This is a genomic window from Allorhizobium undicola ORS 992 = ATCC 700741, assembly GCF_000621665.1.
Lineage (GTDB): Bacteria > Pseudomonadota > Alphaproteobacteria > Rhizobiales > Rhizobiaceae > Allorhizobium > Allorhizobium undicola.
On the sequence record NZ_JHXQ01000008.1, the window covers coordinates 12,876 to 33,008 of the forward strand.

General features: G+C 60.1%; 20 protein-coding genes. 6 read left to right on the forward strand and 14 right to left on the reverse strand.

Annotated features, from left to right (window positions below; genetic code table 11):
• Positions 1 to 39 precede the first annotated feature (39 nt).
• Positions 40 to 804 (forward strand): SDR family NAD(P)-dependent oxidoreductase, encoded by a 765-nt coding sequence (locus tag T424_RS0110255; protein WP_027487645.1) that lies wholly within the window; start codon positions 40 to 42, stop codon positions 802 to 804.
• 26 nt (positions 805 to 830) lie between these two features.
• On the opposite strand, the gene scpA is transcribed toward T424_RS0110255, so the two are convergent.
• The 8 genes from scpA to T424_RS0110295 all read right to left on the reverse strand — a co-directional run bounded on the left by scpA (position 831) and on the right by T424_RS0110295 (position 10,105).
• Complete coding sequence (gene scpA, locus T424_RS0110260; protein WP_027487646.1) at positions 831 to 2,969, reverse strand: methylmalonyl-CoA mutase; 2,139 nt, start codon at positions 2,967 to 2,969, stop codon at positions 831 to 833.
• A 311-nt stretch (positions 2,970 to 3,280) separates the two neighbouring features.
• Complete coding sequence (locus T424_RS0110265; protein ID WP_027487647.1) at positions 3,281 to 5,278, reverse strand: acetyl-CoA carboxylase biotin carboxylase subunit; 1,998 nt, start codon at positions 5,276 to 5,278, stop codon at positions 3,281 to 3,283.
• A gap of 5 nt (positions 5,279 to 5,283) precedes the next feature.
• Positions 5,284 to 5,661, reverse strand: coding sequence for a hypothetical protein (locus T424_RS0110270; RefSeq protein WP_027487648.1), 378 nt, complete (start codon positions 5,659 to 5,661; stop codon positions 5,284 to 5,286).
• A 94-nt stretch (positions 5,662 to 5,755) separates the two neighbouring features.
• On the reverse strand, positions 5,756 to 6,649 hold the full coding sequence (yghU, locus tag T424_RS0110275) for a glutathione-dependent disulfide-bond oxidoreductase (RefSeq protein ID WP_027487649.1): 894 nt from the start codon (positions 6,647 to 6,649) through the stop codon (positions 5,756 to 5,758).
• A 78-nt stretch (positions 6,650 to 6,727) separates the two neighbouring features.
• A complete protein-coding gene (locus tag T424_RS0110280; RefSeq protein ID WP_027487650.1) occupies positions 6,728 to 8,260 on the reverse strand; it encodes an acyl-CoA carboxylase subunit beta in 1,533 nt (510 codons plus the stop codon).
• Between the two features lie 134 nt (positions 8,261 to 8,394).
• Positions 8,395 to 8,802 (reverse strand): DUF2177 family protein, encoded by a 408-nt coding sequence (locus T424_RS0110285; protein ID WP_027487651.1) that lies wholly within the window; start codon positions 8,800 to 8,802, stop codon positions 8,395 to 8,397.
• A gap of 68 nt (positions 8,803 to 8,870) precedes the next feature.
• A complete protein-coding gene (locus T424_RS0110290) occupies positions 8,871 to 9,539 on the reverse strand; it encodes a ChrR family anti-sigma-E factor (RefSeq protein WP_027487652.1) in 669 nt (222 codons plus the stop codon).
• Positions 9,536 to 10,105, reverse strand: coding sequence for a sigma-70 family RNA polymerase sigma factor (locus T424_RS0110295; protein WP_027487653.1), 570 nt, complete (start codon positions 10,103 to 10,105; stop codon positions 9,536 to 9,538). Before T424_RS0110295 ends, T424_RS0110290 begins: the two co-directional genes overlap by 4 nt.
• Before the next feature lie 279 nt (positions 10,106 to 10,384).
• Here T424_RS0110295 and T424_RS0110300 point away from each other — a divergent pair, with 279 nt between their 5' ends.
• Genes T424_RS0110300 through T424_RS0110310 form a run of 3 tightly spaced genes read left to right on the forward strand, consistent with a single transcriptional unit; the run spans position 10,385 to position 13,760 of the window.
• Positions 10,385 to 11,743 carry an NAD(P)/FAD-dependent oxidoreductase gene (locus T424_RS0110300; RefSeq protein ID WP_027487654.1) on the forward strand — a complete coding sequence of 453 codons (1,359 nt, stop codon included), beginning with the start codon at positions 10,385 to 10,387 and terminating at the stop codon, positions 11,741 to 11,743.
• Positions 11,740 to 12,543, forward strand: coding sequence for a DUF1365 domain-containing protein (locus T424_RS0110305; protein WP_027487655.1), 804 nt, complete (start codon positions 11,740 to 11,742; stop codon positions 12,541 to 12,543). The genes T424_RS0110300 and T424_RS0110305 overlap by 4 nt, the downstream gene beginning before the upstream one ends.
• Positions 12,540 to 13,760, forward strand: coding sequence for an SAM-dependent methyltransferase (locus tag T424_RS0110310; protein ID WP_037067379.1), 1,221 nt, complete (start codon positions 12,540 to 12,542; stop codon positions 13,758 to 13,760). Before T424_RS0110305 ends, T424_RS0110310 begins: the two co-directional genes overlap by 4 nt.
• Before the next feature lie 41 nt (positions 13,761 to 13,801).
• On the opposite strand, the gene T424_RS0110315 is transcribed toward T424_RS0110310, so the two are convergent.
• From T424_RS0110315 to T424_RS0110325, 3 genes are read right to left on the reverse strand one after another with little or no spacing between them, the layout of a single operon-like run.
• Positions 13,802 to 14,578: an SDR family NAD(P)-dependent oxidoreductase gene (locus T424_RS0110315; RefSeq protein WP_330217731.1), complete on the reverse strand. Its 777-nt coding sequence runs from the start codon at positions 14,576 to 14,578 to the stop codon at positions 13,802 to 13,804.
• Positions 14,575 to 15,114: a DUF3833 family protein gene (locus tag T424_RS0110320; protein WP_027487658.1), complete on the reverse strand. Its 540-nt coding sequence runs from the start codon at positions 15,112 to 15,114 to the stop codon at positions 14,575 to 14,577. Before T424_RS0110320 ends, T424_RS0110315 begins: the two co-directional genes overlap by 4 nt.
• Before the next feature lie 60 nt (positions 15,115 to 15,174).
• Positions 15,175 to 15,867 carry an SDR family NAD(P)-dependent oxidoreductase gene (locus T424_RS0110325; RefSeq protein ID WP_027487659.1) on the reverse strand — a complete coding sequence of 231 codons (693 nt, stop codon included), beginning with the start codon at positions 15,865 to 15,867 and terminating at the stop codon, positions 15,175 to 15,177.
• A 119-nt stretch (positions 15,868 to 15,986) separates the two neighbouring features.
• On the opposite strand from T424_RS0110325, the gene T424_RS0110330 reads away from it, so the two are divergent.
• Together T424_RS0110330 and T424_RS0110335 are read left to right on the forward strand one after the other, a co-directional pair.
• On the forward strand, positions 15,987 to 16,394 hold the full coding sequence (locus T424_RS0110330; protein WP_245269513.1) for a hypothetical protein: 408 nt from the start codon (positions 15,987 to 15,989) through the stop codon (positions 16,392 to 16,394).
• Complete coding sequence (locus T424_RS0110335) at positions 16,391 to 17,920, forward strand: cryptochrome/photolyase family protein (protein WP_027487661.1); 1,530 nt, start codon at positions 16,391 to 16,393, stop codon at positions 17,918 to 17,920. Before T424_RS0110330 ends, T424_RS0110335 begins: the two co-directional genes overlap by 4 nt.
• A gap of 73 nt (positions 17,921 to 17,993) precedes the next feature.
• Here the strand turns inward: T424_RS0110335 and T424_RS22855 are convergent, their stop codons facing one another.
• The 3 genes from T424_RS22855 to T424_RS20730 form a co-directional block, all read right to left on the reverse strand.
• Positions 17,994 to 18,497 carry a hypothetical protein gene (locus T424_RS22855; protein WP_027487662.1) on the reverse strand — a complete coding sequence of 168 codons (504 nt, stop codon included), beginning with the start codon at positions 18,495 to 18,497 and terminating at the stop codon, positions 17,994 to 17,996.
• A gap of 85 nt (positions 18,498 to 18,582) precedes the next feature.
• A complete protein-coding gene (gene nudC / locus T424_RS0110345) occupies positions 18,583 to 19,554 on the reverse strand; it encodes an NAD(+) diphosphatase (RefSeq protein ID WP_027487663.1) in 972 nt (323 codons plus the stop codon).
• On the reverse strand, positions 19,551 to 19,961 hold the full coding sequence (locus T424_RS20730; protein WP_037067382.1) for an HIT family protein: 411 nt from the start codon (positions 19,959 to 19,961) through the stop codon (positions 19,551 to 19,553). The genes nudC and T424_RS20730 overlap by 4 nt, the downstream gene beginning before the upstream one ends.
• Between the last annotated feature and the right edge of the window lie 172 nt (positions 19,962 to 20,133).

A 20,133-nucleotide genomic window follows, 5' to 3' on the forward strand; every position in this document is an offset into this window, starting at 1 on the left:
GGTTGGGAAAAAGCGAAAGAAAACGAAAGGGAGGATGCCGTGTTTGATAAAGCGTTGTTCAAGGGCAAAACGGTGGTCGTCACCGGGGCGGGGCGCGGCATAGGATTGGCAACGGCACAGGCTTTTCTGGCGCATGGGGCAGATGTTATCGCCCATGCCGGGCGAAGCCTGCCAAAGGAGGGGGCGCTTGTCGAGGCCGAACGCCAGGGCCGTTGCCGGTTGATTGCGGCGGATTTTCTGGAGCAGGGCGGGGTTGCGGCGTTTTCCGAGGCCGTGAGGCAGCAGACGGACCATATCGACATTCTCATCAACAATGCCGGTACGATGCAGGGCCGCTTTCCCGCCGAAGGGCTGACGTCGCAGCAATATGAAAGCGTGGTGCAACTCAACCAGACTTCCGTGGTGGCGCTGACCACGGCATTGCTGCCGGATTTGAAGCAGGCAAAGTCTGCGGCAATCATCAATACCGTGTCGATTTCTGCCCGAACCGGCGGCAGTCCGGGCTCATCGATCTATTCGGCCAGCAAGGCCTTCATATCCACGTGGTCGCGAGCGCTGGCGCGTGAGCTTGCGCCGGATGGCATCCGGGTCAATTGCGTCTCTCCGGGCACGATCGATACTGATTTTCATCAGCGCTATTCCAGTGCGGAAAAACTGGAAGCGACGCGAAAGTCCATTCCCCTGCAAAGACTGGGAACTGCTGAGGATTGCGCGCCGTCCTACCTGTTTCTCGCCGCCCCCAGCCTTTCCGGCTATATCACCGGCCAGGTGCTGGAGATCAATGGCGGGCAATTGATGGCCTGACAGCTCGCAGCCCAAGGCCTTCGCAATTACTGGTTTCTGAGCTTGCCTTGCATGAGATCGATCACGGCGCGCGCCGCTTCCAGCACATTGGTGCCGGGGCCGAAAATGGCCGATACGCCGTGATCGAGCAGATAGGCGTAATCCTGGCGGGGAATGACGCCGCCGACGACGACGATGACGTGATCGGCCCCTTGCGCCTTCAGCGCTTCGACCAGTTGGGGGGCAAGCGTCTTGTGTCCGGCGGCAAGCGAGGACATGCCCACGACATGTACCTTTTCCGTAATGGCAAGACGCGCCGCTTCCTCCGGCGTCTGAAACAGCGGGCCAGCCACCACGTCGAAGCCGATGTCGCCAAAGGCGGAGGAAATCACCTTCGCGCCCCGATCATGCCCATCCTGCCCCAGCTTGGCGATCAGGATTTTCGGGCGGGCGCCGAGGTTCGTCGCAAAGTCGGAAAGCCGGCTAACGATCATCTTGTATTCGGGATCGTCCTCGTAGCTTTCACCGTAAACATCCTGCACCACCCTGGGCGTTGCGGCGTGATCACCAAAGACCTCGCGCATGACATCGGAAATCTCGCCCACGGTCGCACGGGCGCGGGCAGCTTCGACGGCGGCGGCCAGAAGATTGCCCTTGCCGGTTTCGGCCACCTGTCTCAATCCGGCCAGTGCGGCTTCCACGGCCTTCTGGTCGCGCCTGCGGCGGGTTTCGTCAAGGCGCCGGATTTGCGCGGTGCGCACGGCGGAATTGTCGATTTCCAGAATTTCGATTTCAGCTTCGTTTTCCAGCCGGTACTTGTTGACCCCGACAATGACCTCGTCACCGCGATCCACGGCAGCCTGGCGGCGGGTGGCGGCTTCCTCGATCAGGCGTTTCGGCAGGCCATCGGCAACGGCCTTCGTCATGCCGCCCAGGGCTTCCACCTCTTCGATCAGCGCCCAGGCCTTCTCGGCCAGTTCGCTGGTGAGGCTTTCCACGTAATAGGAGCCTGCCAACGGATCGACCACCTTCGTCACGCCGGTTTCATGCTGAAGGATCAATTGCGTATTGCGGGCAATGCGGGCCGAAAACTCGGTCGGCAGGGCAATGGCCTCGTCAAAGGAATTGGTGTGCAGCGATTGCGTGCCGCCAAGAACCGCCGACATGGCTTCGAAGGCGGTGCGGATAATGTTGTTATAGGGATCCTGCTCCTGAAGCGAGACACCGGAGGTTTGACAGTGGGTGCGCAGCATCAGCGAGGCGGGCTTCTTCGGCTGGAACTCCTGCATGATCCTTGTCCATAACAGGCGGGCGGCGCGCAGCTTGGCCGCCTCCATGAAGAAATTCATGCCGATGGCGAAGAAGAAGGAGAGGCGTCCGGCAAATTCATCGATGTCCAGCCCCTTGGCCAGCGCGGCACGCACATATTCACGGCCATCGGCCAGCGTGAAGGCCAGTTCCTGCACCAGTGTCGCGCCCGCTTCCTGCATGTGATAGCCGGAAATGGAAATGGAGTTGAATTTCGGCATCTCGCGGGCCGTGTATTCGATAATGTCCGCAACGATCCGCATCGAAGGCTCTGGCGGATAGATATAGGTGTTGCGAACCATGAATTCCTTCAGAATATCATTCTGAATGGTGCCGGAAAGGGCGGCACGCGATACGCCCTGCTCCTCGCCCGCCACAATGAAATTCGCCAGAATGGGAATGACCGCACCGTTCATGGTCATGGAGACGGACATGTCGTCGAGCGGAATGCCGTCGAACAGGATCTTCATGTCTTCGACGGAATCGATGGCAACGCCTGCCTTGCCCACATCACCCACGACGCGGGGGTGGTCGCTGTCATAACCGCGATGCGTGGCAAGATCGAAGGCAACGGAAAGCCCCTTCTGCCCTGCTGCAAGGTTGCGCTTGTAAAAGGCGTTGCTTTCCTCAGCCGTCGAAAACCCGGCATATTGGCGGATCGTCCAGGGGCGCCCTGCATACATTGTGGCCCGCGGACCCCGCGTGAAAGGCGCAAAGCCCGGCAGCGAACCGAGATGACCCGCAGCCGCCAGATCGTCCTCAGTATAGAGCGGTTTGACGGAAATTCCTTCCGGCGTATTCCATGTGAGGCTTTCGGCCGGGGCTTTCAGCTCTTTCTCGGCCAGCCTTTGCCAATCCTGAAGGCTCTTGTCTGACATGGAAATTCCTCCTGCGGATCCCTCAAGGCGTTGGTCTGCGTGCTGGAGCTGCAAAGCGCAGGCTCCATATGTTTCGTCGCATCGTGTCTCGGCATCGCTTCCTGCCCGGCAGGCAGGGAACCGGATTTGCTGGTGCCAGTGTAAAGCAATGGCCGGGGGCGAGGGCACTTGCGGTGTTACGGTGTCGTTTGCAGCAAGGCTATCCCTTGATATGTTAAGGTTGAACCTGTGTAAAATACCATATTGAGTTGCATTGCCATTTTGACACACTGGTCATTCGGCCACATGAATTCGCGCCCGATCCTGCCGATTTATTCAAACTCCATGATGAGTTCATCCACGGCAAGGCTCTGGCCGGGGCTGGCGGAAATATGTTTCACGATGCCGCGCCTTTCGGCTTTCAGAATGTTTTCCATCTTCATGGCTTCCACCGTCGCCAGCGCCTGTCCCGCCTCCACCGCATCGCCAACGGCCACCGAAATCGCCGTTACGACGCCCGGCATGGGGCAAAGCAGCATATTGGAGGTGTCCGGCGGCGTTTTCTTCGGCATCAGGCCTGCCAGTTTCGCTACGCGGGGGCTGCGCACATGGGCAATAACATCCATTCCCTTCCACCGCAGGCGAAGTGCAGTGCCCTTGCCCTCCACCTTGATTGCGGCGGCGGCGCCGTCGAATTGCACTCTTGCCAGCGTCTGTCCGGGCGTCCAGCCGGTTTCGACGGTAATGCTCTCCCCGGTCTGGAAATGCACCCGGTTTTCTTCGACCGTGACGGGGAAAGTCCTGTCTCCCAGTGTCACCATCCATTCCGCGCCCAGCTTGCGTGGATGATGGCCAAGCGTTCCGGAAATGCGGATGGCCCGGCTCTCGCGAATGAGATGCGCGATTGCCGCGAAGGCAGCAAGATGCAGGGCGCTTTGCGTATCCGGGATCACGCCGGAAAATCCTTCGGCAAATTCCTCGGCAATATAGGCCGTGGTCAACCTGCCCTGCCGAAACCGCTCCTGCTGCATGACAGCGGAAAGAAAGGGAAGGTTATGGCCAATACCCTCGACCTCGAAGGCGTCCAGCGCCTGCGACATGGCCGCCACCGCGCCCTCGCGGGTTTTTGCCCAGGTGCAGAGCTTGGCGATCATCGGATCGTAATACATGGAGATCTCGCCACCCTCGAAAACGCCGGTATCGTTGCGGATCACGCTGTCATCCGCCTGAATGCCCTCCCGTGGCGGGCGGTAGCGGGTCAGGCGGCCAATCGAGGGCAGGAAATTGCGGTAGGGATCCTCGGCATAAAGCCGGCTTTCGATTGCCCAGCCTGTGAGTGTCACGTCACTCTGGGCAAGCGCCAGTTTTTCGCCATTGGCAATGCGGATCATCTGTTCCACGAGATCAAGTCCGGTCACGAGTTCCGTCACCGGATGTTCCACCTGAAGGCGGGTATTCATCTCGAGAAAGTAGAAGCTGTTTGCCTTGCCATCGACGATGAATTCCACCGTTCCGGCGGAATGGTAGCCAACCGCCCTTGCCAGCGCCACGGCCTGTTCGCCCATGGCCTTTCGCGTCGCCTCATCCAGAAAGGGCGATGGCGCCTCTTCGATGACCTTCTGGTTTCGCCGTTGGATGGAGCATTCGCGCTCCCCGAGATAAAGGCAGGTGCCGTGCTGGTCGCCCAGAACCTGAATTTCGATATGGCGCGGCTCGGTGACGAATTTCTCGATGAAAATCCGGTCATCGCCAAAGGCATTCTTCGCCTCGTTTTTCGAGGATTGAAAACCTTCACGGGCCTCCTCGGCATTCCAGGCGATGCGCATACCCTTGCCCCCGCCGCCAGCGGAGGCCTTGATCATCACCGGATAGCCGATTTCACCGGAGATCCTGACGGCTTCCTCGGCATCGGCGATCAGGCCCATATGGCCGGGAACCGTGGAAACGCCCGCTTCCGCCGCGATCTTCTTGGAGGTGATCTTGTCGCCCATGGCGCGGATGGCCCCGACCGGCGGCCCGATAAAGGTCACGCCCGCCTTTTCCAGGGCCTCGGCAAAGGCGGCATTTTCAGAAAGAAAGCCATAGCCGGGGTGAACGGCGTCCGCGCCCGTCTGGCTGATTGCCTCGAGAATCCGGTCGATGACGATATAGGACTGGCTGGACGGTGCCGGGCCGATATGCACCGCCTCATCGGCCAGTCTCACATGGGCTGCGTCCTTGTCGGCGTCTGAATAGACCGCAACCGTCGAGATCCCCATTTTCCGGGCGGTCCTGATGACCCGGCAGGCAATTTCACCGCGATTGGCTATGAGGATCTTCCGGATTGTCATGATGGCTACACCTCGAATTCGTCTTCGAAGGATTCGGGAAAATTCTGCCGCGCCACCTTTTCGTTGATGACCAGCATGGCCTCATAGGAGAGGGGATCGAAATTCTTGTCGGCGGGAACGACCTCGCGCCCGAAAAGCAGGCAGAGCCGGGCGGCATCCAGATTGCCGCGCTCGAAGGGCTCGGCCCCGAAATGGTGCCAGAGCGCATGGAGGAAGGCGGCGTCGATGCGGTGTTCCTTGGTGCCGGGGCGGGCGCGGCGCGGAATATTCTTCAGCGGCGTCACCCCCTTGGGATTGGCGCGGCGGATGGTGAACTGAATGCCAGTTCCCGGCATTCCGCCGGGAAAGCCCCGGTGTTTCGTCATTTCGGGAAGGTTGGCCACGGTCGTCTCCAGTCTGTCATGTCGTGAAATCTGTTGGTGGAGGCCATGCCTCCGGGCTCTGCCCCTCCCATTTGCTGAGGGGCAGAGAGGTTCTTCAGAGCGTCAGGCCGTCGAAATCCGCCGCATTATGGCGTTCCGGCAGGAAAGTGCCGGGCTCGCCGGAGGCCTTGTTGACGACAATGCCGCGCTTTAATCCGGCACGGGCGGCAAGCTGCTTTGCCCAGCGCTGCACATGTTCATATTCATGCGTTGCAAGGAAGGTTCCGGCATCGGGATAGGACTGGTCCAGCGCAAGGCGGCCATACCACGGCCAGATGGCCATATCGGCGATGGAATAGTCACTGCCAGCCACGAATTCGTTGTTGGCGAGCTGACGGTTCAGCACATCCATCTGGCGCTTGGCCTCCATGGCGTAGCGGTCGATGGCATATTGAATTTTCACGGGCGCATAGGCGAAGAAATGGCCGAAACCGCCGCCGACAAAGGGGGCCGAGCCCATTTGCCAGAACAGCCAGTTCATCACCTCGGCGCGGGCGCGGGCATCCTTGGGCAGGAAGGCGCCGAACTTGTCGGCGAGGTAGACGAGGATCGAGCCGGATTCGAAAAGCCGCACCGGCTCGCCGCCATCGCGAGGTTTGCGGTCCAGAAGGGCCGGGATCTTCGAATTGGGGTTCACATCCACAAAGCCCGAGCCGAACTGCTCGCCCTTGCCGATGGTGATCAGCCATGCGTCGTAATCCGCCGCTTTGATGCCTGCTTCCAGCAGTTCCTCCAGAAGGATCGTCACCTTCTGGCCGTTCGGCGTCGCCAGAGAATAAAGTTGCAGGTCATGCTCGCCGACGGGCAGGTCCTTGTCATGGGTGGGGCCTGCGACAGGGCGGTTGATGCTGGCGAATTGTCCGCCATTGCCCGCATCCCACGTCCAGACACGGGGCGGTTCATAGCCGGCGGGCAGGTTGTTTTCCGGAGGAAATTTCGTCTCGGTCATCGGGCAATCCTTGTCAGATCAGAATGGGTTTGGGGCGGTGAGCAGCGGCTTGGCGGGAGATGTAAGCGCGCCACGGGCTCACAGCGGTATCGTATCGTGTTTTTTCCAGTGCGTCGTCTGCGTCTTGTTGGCAAGGGAGGCAAAGGCACGGGCAATTCGTTTACGCGAGGAATGCGGCATAATCACCTCATCGATGAAGCCACGTTCGGCGGCCACGAAGGGGTTGGCGAAACGTTCCTCATAGTCTTTCGTGCGGGCGGCAATCCTGTCCGGATCGGAAAGCTCCGACCGGTAGAGGATTTCCGCCGCGCCCTTGGCGCCCATTACGGCAATCTCGGCGCTGGGCCAGGCATAGTTTACGTCCGCGCCGATATGTTTGGAGGCCATCACGTCATAGGCGCCGCCATAGGCCTTGCGGGTAATCAGCGTGACCATGGGAACGGTTGCCTGCGAATAGGCAAACAGCAGCTTGGCGCCATGCTTGATGACGCCGCCATATTCCTGGGCGGTGCCGGGAAGAAAACCGGGAACATCGACGAGCGTCAGGATCGGAATGGAAAAGGCATCGCAGAAGCGCACGAAACGGGCAGCCTTGCGCGAACTGTCAATATCGAGGCAGCCTGCCAGCACCATGGGCTGATTGGCGACGACGCCCACCGTTCGGCCTTCCATACGGATGAAGCCGATGATGATGTTTTTGGCAAATTCCGCCTGAAGCTCGAAGAAGTCGCCCTCATCCGCCAGCGCGTCAATGAGTTCCTTCATGTCATAGGGCTTGGTGGAGCTATCCGGGATCAGCGTATCCAGACGCATTTCGATGCGGGCCGGATCGTCGAAAAACGGTCGCACCGGCGGCTTTTCACGGTTGTTCAGCGGCAGGAAGTCGAAGAGCTGGCGCACCTGTTCCAGCGCCTCCACATCGTTTTCGAACGCGCCATCGGCCACGGAGGATTTTTTCGTATGCGTTCCCGCTCCCCCCAGCTCTTCGGCGGTGACAATTTCATTCGTCACGGTTTTCACGACGTCCGGGCCGGTCACGAACATGTAGGAGCTGTCGCGAACCATGAAGATGAAATCCGTCATGGCCGGGGAATAGACCGCCCCGCCCGCGCAAGGCCCCATGATGACGGAGATTTGCGGAATGACGCCCGAAACCTCGGCATTGCGGCGAAACACTTCCGCGTAACCGGCAAGCGAGGCAACCCCTTCCTGGATGCGCGCCCCGCCGCTGTCGTTGAGGCCAATCACCGGCGCGCCGACACGGACGGCCATATCCATGATCTTGCAGATCTTCTGCGCGTGGGTTTCCGACAGGGAGCCGCCGAGAACGGTGAAATCCTGCGAGAACACATAGACCTGCCGCCCATTGATCGTGCCCCAGCCGGTTACGACGCCATCGCCTGCGACCTTCTGGTTTTCCATGCCGAAATCCACCGAGCGGTGGGTGACATACATGTCGTATTCTTCGAAAGAGCCTTCATCCAGAAGCACGTCCAGACGTTCGCGCGCAGTCAGCTTGCCCTTGGCGTGCTGGGCGGCGATGCGCTTTTGTCCGCCACCCAGCCGGGCTTGTGCGCGGCGTGCTTCAAGCTGGTCGAGAATTGACGGCATAAGGCCTCCCTGGAGAATTTTTCGGGAGACTGCCGCAACCGGCGGATTATGCAAGGGAAAAGCGCATGAACCACTCTAATACTTTGGAAAGCCTTCCCGGCTTGCCGCAGGTTTCACGTGGAACCATGCCGGGATCATCCCGCCATGAAACGGCTTGTTACGGCATAGCCCGCACCGGCGGCAATGGCGGTCAGGAAGGTTCCCCAGGCCATGTCCACGAGGCTGAGCGAAAGCGACCAGTTCTTCAATGTCGCGAGGTTCGTCATGTCGTAGGTGCCATAGGCCAGCAGCCCGAGAAGCGCGCCGCTGATCAGCGCCGTTGCAAGGCTGTTGCCCTGAAGGGCGGGTGCGACGGCGAAATAGACGATCCCGGCGATGTAGAACAGATAGAACACGGCCGCCGCCGTAAAATTCGGCCTTTCAAGCATGATGTCGCCGAGCCGCGACTTGTAAAAGCCCGTGGCCACCTTGCCGAGCCAGACGAAGTCCAGACCGAAGAACACAACGGCCGTGGACAGATAGGCGAGAGCGTATTTGAGCATGACAACTCCTTACGCGCCGCAATCAAGGCGCGGCCGTTGATGAAGGGATAGGGACCCGGCGTTTTGGATCAGATACCCAGCACCGGCTGGATCAATCGCAAAAGCCGGCTTTTGAACCTGAGTGGCGCGTCGGTCACGGCAAGGCAGATGCAGTCTTCGTCCTTGCCGGCGACGGGCTGATGTTCCAGCGTATCGTCGGCATCCTCGAGATCGCCACGACGGAACTCGCCGGTTTCATCATGAAAGCTGCCGGAGAGAACAAGCGTCAGTTCACGGCCGCCATGGCTGTGTTCCGGTACCGGCTTGCCAGCGGGAATGCGCAACAGCCTTACGCTGGTTTCCGAATCCCCCGTGCGGATCGGAATATGATAGGCGCCCCGGCCAAGCGGCTTCCATTTGAGCTTATCGACGTCCGTGCCGAGGTAGGAGCGGAGCGGTTCTGGCAGGACGGCAGTTTTCGCACGAACCGGTTCCTGGCTCTTCTTGTGTGACGCAAGGGCTTGTCCGGCGCCTGCCATGCGTTTTTGCATCTGCGCCCAGGACATATCCACATCCGAAGTTTCCACGGCGGCGCACTCCATCAGAACGCCTGCCGCAGCTTCCATGCGGAAAAGTCGCACGCGACATTCCGGGCAAAGCGCCAGATGGGTGGCGACCGCAATGCTCCAGCCTTCCGTCAGGCTGCCACTGGCATAATCCATCAGCAATTCATCGCTGACATGATGGCGAACAGTCATCGTCCTTCCTCCAGCAGCCGGTCGTCCAGAGCCGCGCGAAGCTTTGCAAAGGCCATGCGGATGCGGGATTTGACCGTGCCGAGCGGCAGGTTCAGGTCCTTTGCGATGGTGCTATGGGATATTTCGTTGAAAAAGGAAAGTTGCAGCAATTCGCGCTGTTCGCGAGGCAAATCCTGCATCGCGCGTTTCAGCCGGTCGGCCTCCTGCCGGGCCTCGAACTCCTCGTCGGCGGCTGGCACGTCATCCGGCACGAAGGCGGGATCGGTGGGGTCGAATTCGGGCCGCCTGTCCTTGCGATAGGCGGAAATGCGCAGATTGCGGGCAATCGTGAAAATCCAGCCGGAGACATTGCCGCGCGACGGATCGAACAGGGCCGCCTTGTTCCAGACGGCCATCATGGTTTCCTGCATCAGCTCCTCGGCCGCCTGATTGTCTCGCGCCTGACGGGCCATATAGGCCTTCACACGCGGGGCATAGTGGCGGAACAATTTTTCGAATGCCTCGTAATCCCTGTGTTGCGCCACAGCCGCAAGCAAGTGAGACATGTCATCGGTTTCTGGGTCCATAACCATTCCGTTGGCGCTTGCAGGCGCGTGTTGTGCCGTTGCTTCCTGCCGCCTTTTCGGACGATTAAAGGATCGCTGGCTATTGTGGCATTCAAGCGCCGATTGGGAAATGGCTATTGTCATGTTCCCCTCTACGCGCTGTCATTCCGGCTGGATCACGTGGATAAGTGCCGCCACCGGCAAAAAAGTTCCCGCGTCTGCAATCCATGTTCTTTCCCCCGGCGTAATTAAAGGCAAACTGAAGTTGTGGCAGGCTGGAGACCAGCCGGGGGAGACGGCATGGCACTGAGGGAAGACAGGTTTCCGCCTCGCGGCGAAGAAAGGGTCGCCGTTATCGGCTCCGGAATTTCGGGTCTTTCCGCCGCATGGCTGCTTTCGCATTCCCGGCCTGTGGTTCTTTTCGAAGCCGAAAGCCGCGCGGGCGGCCATTCCAACACCGTGGAGGTGGCGGCAGGCAAGGGTGCCGTGCCGGTCGATACCGGCTTCATCGTTTACAACGAGCGCAATTACCCCAATCTCGTGGCGCTTTTCGAGCATCTGAAAGTTCCAACGAAGCCCTCCAACATGTCCTTTGCGGTATCGCTCGGCAGCGGCGGGTTCGAATATTCCGGTTCGGGCATTTCCGGCCTGCTGGGGCAGAAGCGCAATGCGCTGAGACCGCGTTTCTGGCGCATGGTCAGCGATATAATGCGGTTTTACAAAAGCGCTCCGCTTTTGCTGGAGCGTGGCGATCTGGTTTCCGCGACGCTTGGCGATTTTCTGGCGCTGGAAAACTACAGCGATGCCTTCGTGACCGATCATCTCCTGCCAATGGGGGCGGCAATCTGGTCAACGACAGCGGCTGACATGCGGGCCTATCCGCTGCACGCCTTCCTGCGCTTCTTCATCAATCACGGGCTGGTGGAAATCCGCAACCGTCCGCAATGGCGCACCGTCGATGGCGGCAGTCGGGAATATGTGCGCCGCCTTCTTGCTGCTTTCAATGGCGAAGTCCGGCTGGGCAAGGCCGTCGTCAGCGTGGAACGGCACGAGACGGGCGCGGATGTGGTCACGGCCGATGGCCAGCGCGAACGCTTCGACGACGTGGTGATTGCCACCCATGCCGATCAGGCGCTGGCGCTTCTGAGCGACGCCGATGGTCTGGAGCGAGCCCATCTCGGTGCTTTCGATTATACGCCGAACCGGGCCGTCCTGCATTCGGACCCGGCCCTGATGCCGAAGCGGCCTGCTGTGTGGTCAAGCTGGAATTATATCGGCAACAAGGATGAGGGCGGCCATGCGCCGCTTTGCGTGACCTATTGGATGAACCGGCTGCAAGGGCTTGATCCGGCGCTGCCGCTTTTCGTGACGCTCAACCCGAACCGGGAGATCGATCCGGCCCGCATTCATGCCAGTTTCGATTATGCCCATCCGCTTTTCGATCCGAAGGCGATTGCCGCGCAAAAGCAGATCTGGCAATTGCAGGGCCGCAGGCGCACCTGGTTCTGCGGTGCGCATTTCGGAAGCGGCTTTCACGAGGACGGCCTACAGGCGGGCCTTGCGGTTGCCGAGCAACTGGGCGGCGTCAAACGCCCCTGGCAGGTCGATGCGCCATCGGGCCGGATCTTCGTTCACACCGCGCCGCTGGCTGCATCATGAGGATCTCAAGCGCCATCTATCGCGGCGATGTCGTGCATGAACGGTTCAAACCCCGCAAGCACGGCCTGCGATACCGCGTGTTTTCGCTGCTCATCGATCTCGATGAGCTGCCGCTGCTGGACCGTCGCCTCCGGCTTTTCGGACATAACCGCCGTGCCGTCTTCAGCGTGCATGACAAGGATCACGGCCACGGGGAAGAGGGAGGCCTGCGGGCCTGGGCGGAAGAAAGGCTGAAGGAGGCGGGGCTTGCGTCTGGCGCAGCTCGCATTTCCATGCTCTGCTATCCGCGGATCCTCGGCTATGTCTTCAATCCGCTCACCGTCTATTTCTGCCACGACGATAAAGACGGGCTGGTGGCGGTTCTTTATGAGGTCTGCAACACTTTTCACGAGCGCCACACCTACATCATTCCGGCGCAGGCCGAGCAAGGTGGCGATGTTCGCCACGCCTGCGCCAAGGAAATGTATGTCTCGCCCTTCGTGCCGATGGATTGCATCTACCGGTTTCGCATTCGCCCGCCCGCTGAAGGGGTGCTGATCGCCATCCATGAAAGCGATGCCGAAGGGCCTTTGCTTTACGCCGCCTTTGCCGGGCGGCGCCACGAACTCACCGACAGGAGCCTTCTCAAGGCCTTTCTGTCCTATCCGCTGATGACGCTCAAGGTCATGGGGGCGATCCATTGGGAAGCGCTGCGCCTGTGGCTGAAGGGCGTGCCGGTCTTTCGCCACCGCAAGGCGGAAAATCCTGTGGCAAGCTCTGTCATCCGCCCGAAATCCATGTCCCCAGGGAGTCCATCATGACCCATGCCGATCAGCATCTGCCGACCGTGAGCCTTGCCGGAGCCCCCTTGTGGCAAAGGGTGATCGGCCGTTGGGCCGGACGTCTCAGCCATGGACGCCTGACGGTGATTTTTCCAGATGGCCGCGAACTGGCTGTGCAGGGCCGGGAGGCCGGTCCCGCTGCGGTGTTGAAGCTGAACAATGCCCGCCCCGTATGGCATTTGCTGACGGGCGGCGGTCTCGGCTTTTCCCGCTCCTATCTCGACGGTGACTGGGACAGCCCCGATATTGCCGGATTTCTGGAGCTTGCCATCGCCAACCAGCAGGGCTGGGAACAGGTCATGTCGCCGTCCAGCCTGTTCCGACGCCTGGCCTGGCTGAAACATCGCCTGCGGGCCAATTCGCGCGCGGGAAGCCGCCGCAATATCGCCTTCCACTACGATCTCGGCAATGATTTCTACCGGCTGTGGCTGGATGAAACCATGACCTATTCGTCGGCGCTTTTCGCCCATCCCAATCAGGCGCTCGCAGCGGCGCAAAATGCCAAATATGCGCGTATTGTCGAAAAATTGCAGATCGGGCCAGAGGATCACGTGCTGGAAATTGGCTGCGGCTGGGGCGGCTTTGCCGAATATGCCATTCGCCAGACTGGCTGCCGCGTCACGGGCCTGACGCTTTCGCGCGAGCAGGCGGCCTATGCGCGCGAGCGGCTGCAAAAGGCCGGTCTTGCGGAGCGTGCCGAGATCCGGCTGGAAGATTACCGCGATGTACAGGGCCGTTTCAGCCGGATCGTCTCCATCGAAATGTTCGAGGCGGTGGGGGAGGAGCATTGGCCGCTTTATTTCGACCGCATCCGGGAGCTTCTGAGCGAAGGTGGCCGCGCCATGGTGCAGGTCATCACCATTGACGAGAGCCGTTTCGAGCAATACCGGCGCGGGGCGGATTTCATCCAGACCTATATTTTTCCCGGTGGCATGTTGCCGAGCGTGGAAAAATTCGCCGCCAGCGCCGGAGAGTCCGGACTTCGGCTTCTCGATACATTCCGCTTTGGCCGGGATTACGAACGGACACTGCTGATGTGGGATCGCAGCTTCACGGCCCAGTGGAGCCACATCGCGCCGCTTGGTTTCGATGAGCGCTTCTTTCGCATGTGGCGCTATTACCTGCATTATTGCGCCGCAGGCTTCAGAACCGGACGGCTGGACGTGGTGCAGTTCGAGCTTGGAAGAGAAATGTAGCGGAACGGCCGCGCCTTGCCGGGCAAGGCGCGGGCCTCTTCTCACCGATCATTGCGCAGCATCTTGCGGGTGATGGCGAAATAGAGGCTGTAGGGAAGCAGTCTCAGCAGTTTGAGCGAAACCACCATCTTCCAGGGGAAGGCGATTTCGAACCTGCCCTTTTCCATGCCGGTATAGATATGATCGGCCGCCTCTTCGGCCGTTATCAGGAACGGCATTGGAAAATCATTCTTGTCGGTGAGCGGGGTTTTTACGAAGCCGGGATTGATGATGGACAGTGTCACGCCTTTTTCGGCAAGCTCAGGATGCATGGCCTCGGCAAGGGTAATCAGCATGGACTTGCTGCCGCCATAGAGGCCGCCGCCCGGAAGGCCGGTATAGCCGGAAACCGAGGCCAGAATGCCGATCTTCCCCGCTCCGCGCGCCACCATGGAGGGGATGACCCCTTCCAGACAATTTCCGGTGCCGATGATGTTCAGCTCCACCATTTGCCGGAGTTTCGCCGCCTTGAATTGCGTTGGCCGCTCCCGCACATAGCTTCCTGCCGAAAACACCGCCATGTCGATGGGGCCAAGTTCCGCCTCGATGCGGGCCACGGTGGAAAGAACGGCATTGCTATCGGTAATGTCGAGCGGAAAAGGGATGATGGCGCCATTGGCCTCGGCGGCCAGCGCTTGCAAAGCCTCCTGACCGCGGGCGCTGGCAGCAACGCGATAACCCTCCCGCACCAGTTTCAGGGCCAGTGCCCGCCCGATGCCAGAGCTTGCGCCCGTAATCCATGCCAGTTTCGCCGGGCGTGTGGAGGTCATTGTCATCATCGCATGTCTCGCTTGCCTGTCGAGCCGTGGCCCGGTTTGCGGAATTCCACCCGTGTCCAGGCCACGGGCAGGCCGAATTTGGTGACGAGTGCCGTGTTCAGGACGCTACCATCCTGCCGCAGCACCATCTTGTCATGAAAACGCACCTTGTTGGTTTCGGTTTCAGGAGAAAGATAGACCAGATAGCTGAAACGGGCCGTATTGCCGGAAAGGCGCACGGGTGCCGCGCCAATCACGTCTTCGCGGGTTCCGCTATAGCTATGCGGGCCGGTTTTCACGAAGCGCCAGGTCTTGGTGTCGCGGCTGCCGTCATCGAAGTGGAAGTTTTCACGCAATGTCAGCAGGCGGCCGTCCCATTTTCCCGTGAGCTCCACGGTAAAGCGCCGTTTCACGCCATTGATGGCAGTAAAACTGCCTTCGGCCACGGTCCTGCCGTGAAAATAGTCTTCGAAGGTAAAATCCTGCGCGGCCGCCGGAGCCGAAGACGCCAGCAATCCCGCTCCAAGTCCCATCAAGGCATATTTGAAACGCTGCATCTCAAGCTCTCCATGACGATGTTGCAATCATTTTACGCCGTAGCAGGCAAACCGGATTGCCTACCATTCGATCACCTTGCCGTCATATCCATAGAAACCACCGCTCCCGGAGGCGCTGAGGCCATCCAGCACCGAAAGCAGCATTCCGGCGCTGCGGAGAGGTTCAAAACGTTCATGATTGACGGAATAGGAGGCCGAAAGGCCGGTGGCGACGGTGCCGGGATGCAGCGCGGCCACAAGCGCCTGCGGTCGCGTGCGGGCAATTTCGATGGACGCTGTGCGCAGGATCTGGTTCAGCGCGGCCTTGGAGGCGCGATAGGAAATCCAGCCGCCCAGCCGGTTATCGCCAATCGAACCCACTTTCGCGGAGAGAAAGCCGGCAATGGCGCGGCGGTCCCTGCGCAGCAGGGGTGCGAAATGCTTCAGGACCAGCGCGGGACCAATCGCATTGAGTGCGAATTGCGCCGCCATGGCCTCGGAGGTGATGGCGCGTATGGTTTTTTCCGGCCCGATGCCGTCTATGGTCAGCGCGCCCGTGGCGCAGAACAGCAGATCGACCGCCTTTTCGCCCAGTCTTCCGGCATGATGCGCGATGCTGGCCTCCTGCGTCACGTCCAGTCCATCGCCGCTGCGTGACAGGCGAATGACATCGCCACAGCGTGGATCCTCTTCCAGCATGGTGGCAACGGCTGCGCCGATCCCGCCGGACGCACCGATGACAAGGGCGGTATAGCCCGGTTCAAGCGATAACATGCTGGTCATATCTTCCTCCTCGCGGGTTCTTTTTCCGGAAATCGATCCAGGCGCCGGCTGTGTGCGTATGTCATCACATTACGCAACCAAACCATGGTCTGGATCAGGGAGAGGGAACGATGAAGATAGCGACAGCCGCGATGATGGTGGGCATGACGATCGCCGGTCTGGCGCTCGGCGCACCGGCTCAGGCCGCCGAGACCCGCTTTTCGGCCCGTGATATTCAAAGCGACATTATCGGCAGGCGCGTTTTTCTGGCCACTCCCATGGGTGGGGAGTTTCCGCTGAACTATCGCAAGGGCGGCGTGGTGGATGGCGACGGCGAGGCCCTCGGCCTTGGCCGCTTCGTCAAGCCGGACGATACGGGCAAGTGGTGGATTTCCGGCGACCGCCTCTGCCAGCGCTTCACCACCTGGTACAAGGGCGCCCCCATGTGTTTCGAGCTTTATCGGACAGGTGACAAAAGCCTTCGCTGGATCCGCGATAACGGCCAGAAAGGCACGGCCCGGATCGGCCAGACCCTGTGACCGCGCTGGTTCTGGTGCTGGGCGACCAGTTGAGCGCATCCTTGTCGTCGCTTCGGGATGCCGATCCTGCCTCGACCACGGTGCTGATGGCCGAGGTCATGGACGAGGCAACCTATGTGCCGCATCACAAGAAGAAGATCGCTTTCCTGTTTTCGGCCATGCGTCATTTTGCCAAAGCGCTTGAGCAGAAAGGCTTTGCCGTCCGCTATGTGAAGCTGGACGATGCGGATAACAGCCAGAGCCTGTTTGGCGAACTACGCCGCGCCGTCAACGCGCTTCAGCCCGATCGGATCGTCGTGACGGAGCCGGGAGAATACCGGTTGGCTGCGGCCATGCAGGATTGGCAGCGCAGGCTGAACCTGCCGGTGGACATCCTTCCCGACGACCGCTTTCTCTGTTCCCGGCAGGATTTCGAAACCTGGGCAAAAGGCCGCAAGCAATTGCGCATGGAGTTTTTCTATCGCGACATGCGCCGCCGCCACGATGTGTTGATGGAGGACGGCGAGCCCGTGGGCGGCCAATGGAATTTCGACCATGACAATCGGAAATCGCCGCCCAAGGGTCTGAAAGGCCCAAAGCGTATCCGTCACCGCCGCGACCCCATCCTCACCGAGGTTCTGGAGCTGGTCGAGGCGCGGTTTGCAGGGCATTTCGGAACGCTGCGGCCTTTTCATTTCGCGCTGACGGCAGAACAGGCAAGACGCGAGCTGGATCATTTCATGGAGGAGGTTCTGGCAAATTTCGGCGACTATCAGGACGCCATGGTCCGGGGGGAACCCTATCTCTATCATTCGCTGATTTCGGCCTATCTCAATGCAGGCCTGCTTTTGCCCATGCAGGTCATCCGCCGGGCGGAAAAGGCCTATGCCGATGGCAAGGCGCCCTTGAATGCCGTGGAAGGCTTTATCCGGCAAATCCTTGGCTGGCGCGAATATGTGCGCGGTCTCTACTGGCGGGAAATGCCCGATTACGCCACCCGCAATCACCTGAATGCCAGCCGCGATCTTCCAGCCTATTACTGGAACGGCAAGACGAAAATGGCCTGCATGACATCAGCCGTGGCGGATACCATGCAACATGCCTATTCCCATCACATCCAACGCCTGATGGTGACGGGTAATTTCGCGCTTCTTGCGGGCGTCGAGCCAAAACAGGTCTGCGACTGGTATCTTCTGGTTTATGCCGATGCCTATGAATGGGTGGAGCTGCCCAATACGCTGGGCATGGCGCTTTATGGCGATGGCGGGCTGATGGCCAGCAAGCCCTATGCCGCCAGCGGCAAATATATCGACCGGATGAGCAATTTCTGCTCCTCCTGCCATTACGACGTGAAGGATGCGACGGGCGAAGGCGCCTGTCCGTTCAACGCCCTCTATTGGGATTTCATTGCACGCAATGAGGCAGTCCTGAAGGGCAATCCGCGCATGTCCACCATCTATGCCAGCTACAACCGCATGGCAACGGACCGGCGCGATGCCCTCCGGCAAAAAGCGGCGTCCTTGCTGGAAGGACTGGAAATGCTCTAACTATTTGTATTTACGCATTTTCAGGCGGTAAGCCGGCTTCCAATTTTCCTGAAAATGCTCTAGCGGCTATCGTCTACCGCCACTCGAAGGCCTTATCGGTGGAAAAGGGCCGGGTGGCGATCAAAGGCAGTCTCGTGCCTGCAATTTCCGCAAAGGACAGGGCATCGGCCTGATCGTTGAAGCCGATGAAGACCATCAGCATGGAGCGCGCCTTTGGATGGCCCTTTTTGCGATAGGACAGTTTTACGGCGCAGGAGGGGAAGTTTTCGTCCAGAACCTGCCCATCCGCAGCGCTACCGGCCAGCGCCAGAAATTCGCCAAAGGAAAAGAAACGGTCGATAGCGGTAAAGGCCACCTGCCGGGAAAGCTGCCGGCTTGCGCCGGTCCTGCCCGAGCGACCGTAATAGAGGCTATCCGTCACACCCTTTTTACGGCGGGTCTCATAAACAACCATGCTGCCGGATGCCAGAAGCTCGATATGCAGGTCAAAGGTCTGGAACAGCTCCGGCGTCTGATCGAGTTCAGAAAATAGCGCACGAAGCTCTGCGATATAGTCGGCGTAGAAGGCAGGCGTCATGGCGGGCTTTCATTCTGGAACAGGGAGCGGCAGGTGAGTGCCTGCCGTCCCGCTTCATATCCGAAGGCGCGGCGCAATGCCACCGTCAGCCTTCTGCCTCAGCTTCAGGCCAGTCCAGCCAGTCCGTCATAAGCCGGTGGGCAATCGTGCCCCGCGCTGGCGCCTTGGCGCCTTCACTGCGAAGGTCGATCATGGCGCGCAGCTCCTCACGGCTAAACCAGCGGCAATCGGCCAGTTCGTTTTCATCCCGCTCGATCTCAACGCTCAACGCCTGCGCATAACAGCCGATCATCAGCTGGTGCGGCATGGGCCATGGTTGCGAGGCGTGGTAGCGCACCCGCCCGATGGTTATGCCGGATTCCTCGCGGGTTTCCCGGCGCACGGCGTTTTCGATGGTTTCCGCCGGTTCCATGAAGCCTGCCAGACAGGAATACATGCCCTCCGGGAAATGCGCCCCCCGCCCCAGAAGGCAGCGATCATTGGCCTCGTCGATCGTCATCATGATGACGACCGGATCGGTTCGCGGAAAGGACATGCGGCCACAGGCCGGGCATTCGCGCTTGTAACCGCCAAGGCGGGCTTCCATGGGCTGGCCGCAACTGCCGCAAAAGCGGTTTTCACCATTCCAGTGCAGAAGGCTGAAGCCTTGCGCGGCTTCCCCCAACAATTCCGGGTCGAGGCCCGCCTCCCTGTAAAGGTCGCGGCCGGAAAGCAGCTTGTAGCCTTCGCCGATCGCCTCCTCGCCGACCCGCAATGGCAGGGCAATGCGTGGCTCGCCGCTGGGACGGCGGCCAAGAAGCACGGCAGCATCGAGATCGGGCTCCAGCCCGGCCAGTTCATAGGTGGCAAACAGCGGATCCAGCACCTGCTCCTCGTGCTTAAGCAGGATTTTGCTGCCCACATAGGCCAGCACATGCATACCTTCCACCTGAAACGCCTCTGAAAGACTGGCTTCCGAGCGGTGCTCGGCATAGCGTTCCAGACCGTTGCCGGCAAAGGCGGTCAGGGCGCTGGCCTCGCCATGGGGGGCGCGGCTGTCGAAAAGCGATGTCTTCATGCTGCAAGTGCCTTCTGTAACTTTGCCTTCAGAGTCTCGAAGGCCTGCTCATCATAGGCTGCGGGCTGGCCATGGCCCCAGATGGGTCCGGGCCAGTTTGCATCCCCCTCGAAGCGGGCAACGACGTGGACGTGCAGTTGCCGCACCATATTGCCGATGGCGGCAATATTGATTTTGCTGGCGCCGGTCATGTCCTTGAGCAGATGGCCAATGCGAGCCTGTTCACGCGCCAGTTCTGCCTGGTCATCGGCTTCGAGGTCGAAAATCTCGCTGACATTTGCCCTTTGCGGAACAAGGATGATCCACGGCCAGCGGCTGTCCTTTGCCAGCCGGACATCGGAAAGTCCGAGCCTGGCAATGGAAACGCTGTCGCGCTCCAGTCTCTCGTCCAGAATGAAATGTGCCAAGGCTGCTTCTCCCGTTTTCTTTGTTGTTTCATAATTCGCGCTGAAAAGGTACCGGCCTTTCCGTTTCCTCCTGCGATGAAGGCTGGCAAATCTCGAAAGCGGAGCATGTGTGGTCTGAATCAGGCATTTGATCGTCGAGATCGCCGCAAATGAGTGTCAGATGCCAAATTCA

Excerpts from the sequence above, each read along its gene's own strand:
- scpA (WP_027487646.1), bottom strand. The coding sequence starts at position 2,969 with ATGTCAGACAAGAGCCTTCAGGATTGGCAAAGGCTGGCCGAGAAAGAG.
- T424_RS0110265 (WP_027487647.1), bottom strand. The coding sequence starts at position 5,278 with ATGACAATCCGGAAGATCCTCATAGCCAATCGCGGTGAAATTGCCTGC.
- yghU (WP_027487649.1), bottom strand. The coding sequence starts at position 6,649 with ATGACCGAGACGAAATTTCCTCCGGAAAACAACCTGCCCGCCGGCTAT.
- T424_RS0110280 (WP_027487650.1), bottom strand. The coding sequence starts at position 8,260 with ATGCCGTCAATTCTCGACCAGCTTGAAGCACGCCGCGCACAAGCCCGG.
- T424_RS0110285 (WP_027487651.1), bottom strand. The coding sequence starts at position 8,802 with ATGCTCAAATACGCTCTCGCCTATCTGTCCACGGCCGTTGTGTTCTTC.
- T424_RS0110290 (WP_027487652.1), bottom strand. The coding sequence starts at position 9,539 with ATGACTGTTCGCCATCATGTCAGCGATGAATTGCTGATGGATTATGCC.
- T424_RS0110295 (WP_027487653.1), bottom strand. The coding sequence starts at position 10,105 with ATGGACCCAGAAACCGATGACATGTCTCACTTGCTTGCGGCTGTGGCG.
- T424_RS0110300 (WP_027487654.1), top strand. The coding sequence starts at position 10,385 with ATGGCACTGAGGGAAGACAGGTTTCCGCCTCGCGGCGAAGAAAGGGTC.
- T424_RS0110305 (WP_027487655.1), top strand. The coding sequence starts at position 11,740 with ATGAGGATCTCAAGCGCCATCTATCGCGGCGATGTCGTGCATGAACGG.
- T424_RS0110310 (WP_037067379.1), top strand. The coding sequence starts at position 12,540 with ATGACCCATGCCGATCAGCATCTGCCGACCGTGAGCCTTGCCGGAGCC.
- T424_RS0110315 (WP_330217731.1), bottom strand. The coding sequence starts at position 14,578 with ATGATGACAATGACCTCCACACGCCCGGCGAAACTGGCATGGATTACG.
- T424_RS0110320 (WP_027487658.1), bottom strand. The coding sequence starts at position 15,114 with ATGCAGCGTTTCAAATATGCCTTGATGGGACTTGGAGCGGGATTGCTG.
- T424_RS0110325 (WP_027487659.1), bottom strand. The coding sequence starts at position 15,867 with ATGTTATCGCTTGAACCGGGCTATACCGCCCTTGTCATCGGTGCGTCC.
- T424_RS0110330 (WP_245269513.1), top strand. The coding sequence starts at position 15,987 with ATGAAGATAGCGACAGCCGCGATGATGGTGGGCATGACGATCGCCGGT.
- T424_RS22855 (WP_027487662.1), bottom strand. The coding sequence starts at position 18,497 with ATGACGCCTGCCTTCTACGCCGACTATATCGCAGAGCTTCGTGCGCTA.
- nudC (WP_027487663.1), bottom strand. The coding sequence starts at position 19,554 with ATGAAGACATCGCTTTTCGACAGCCGCGCCCCCCATGGCGAGGCCAGC.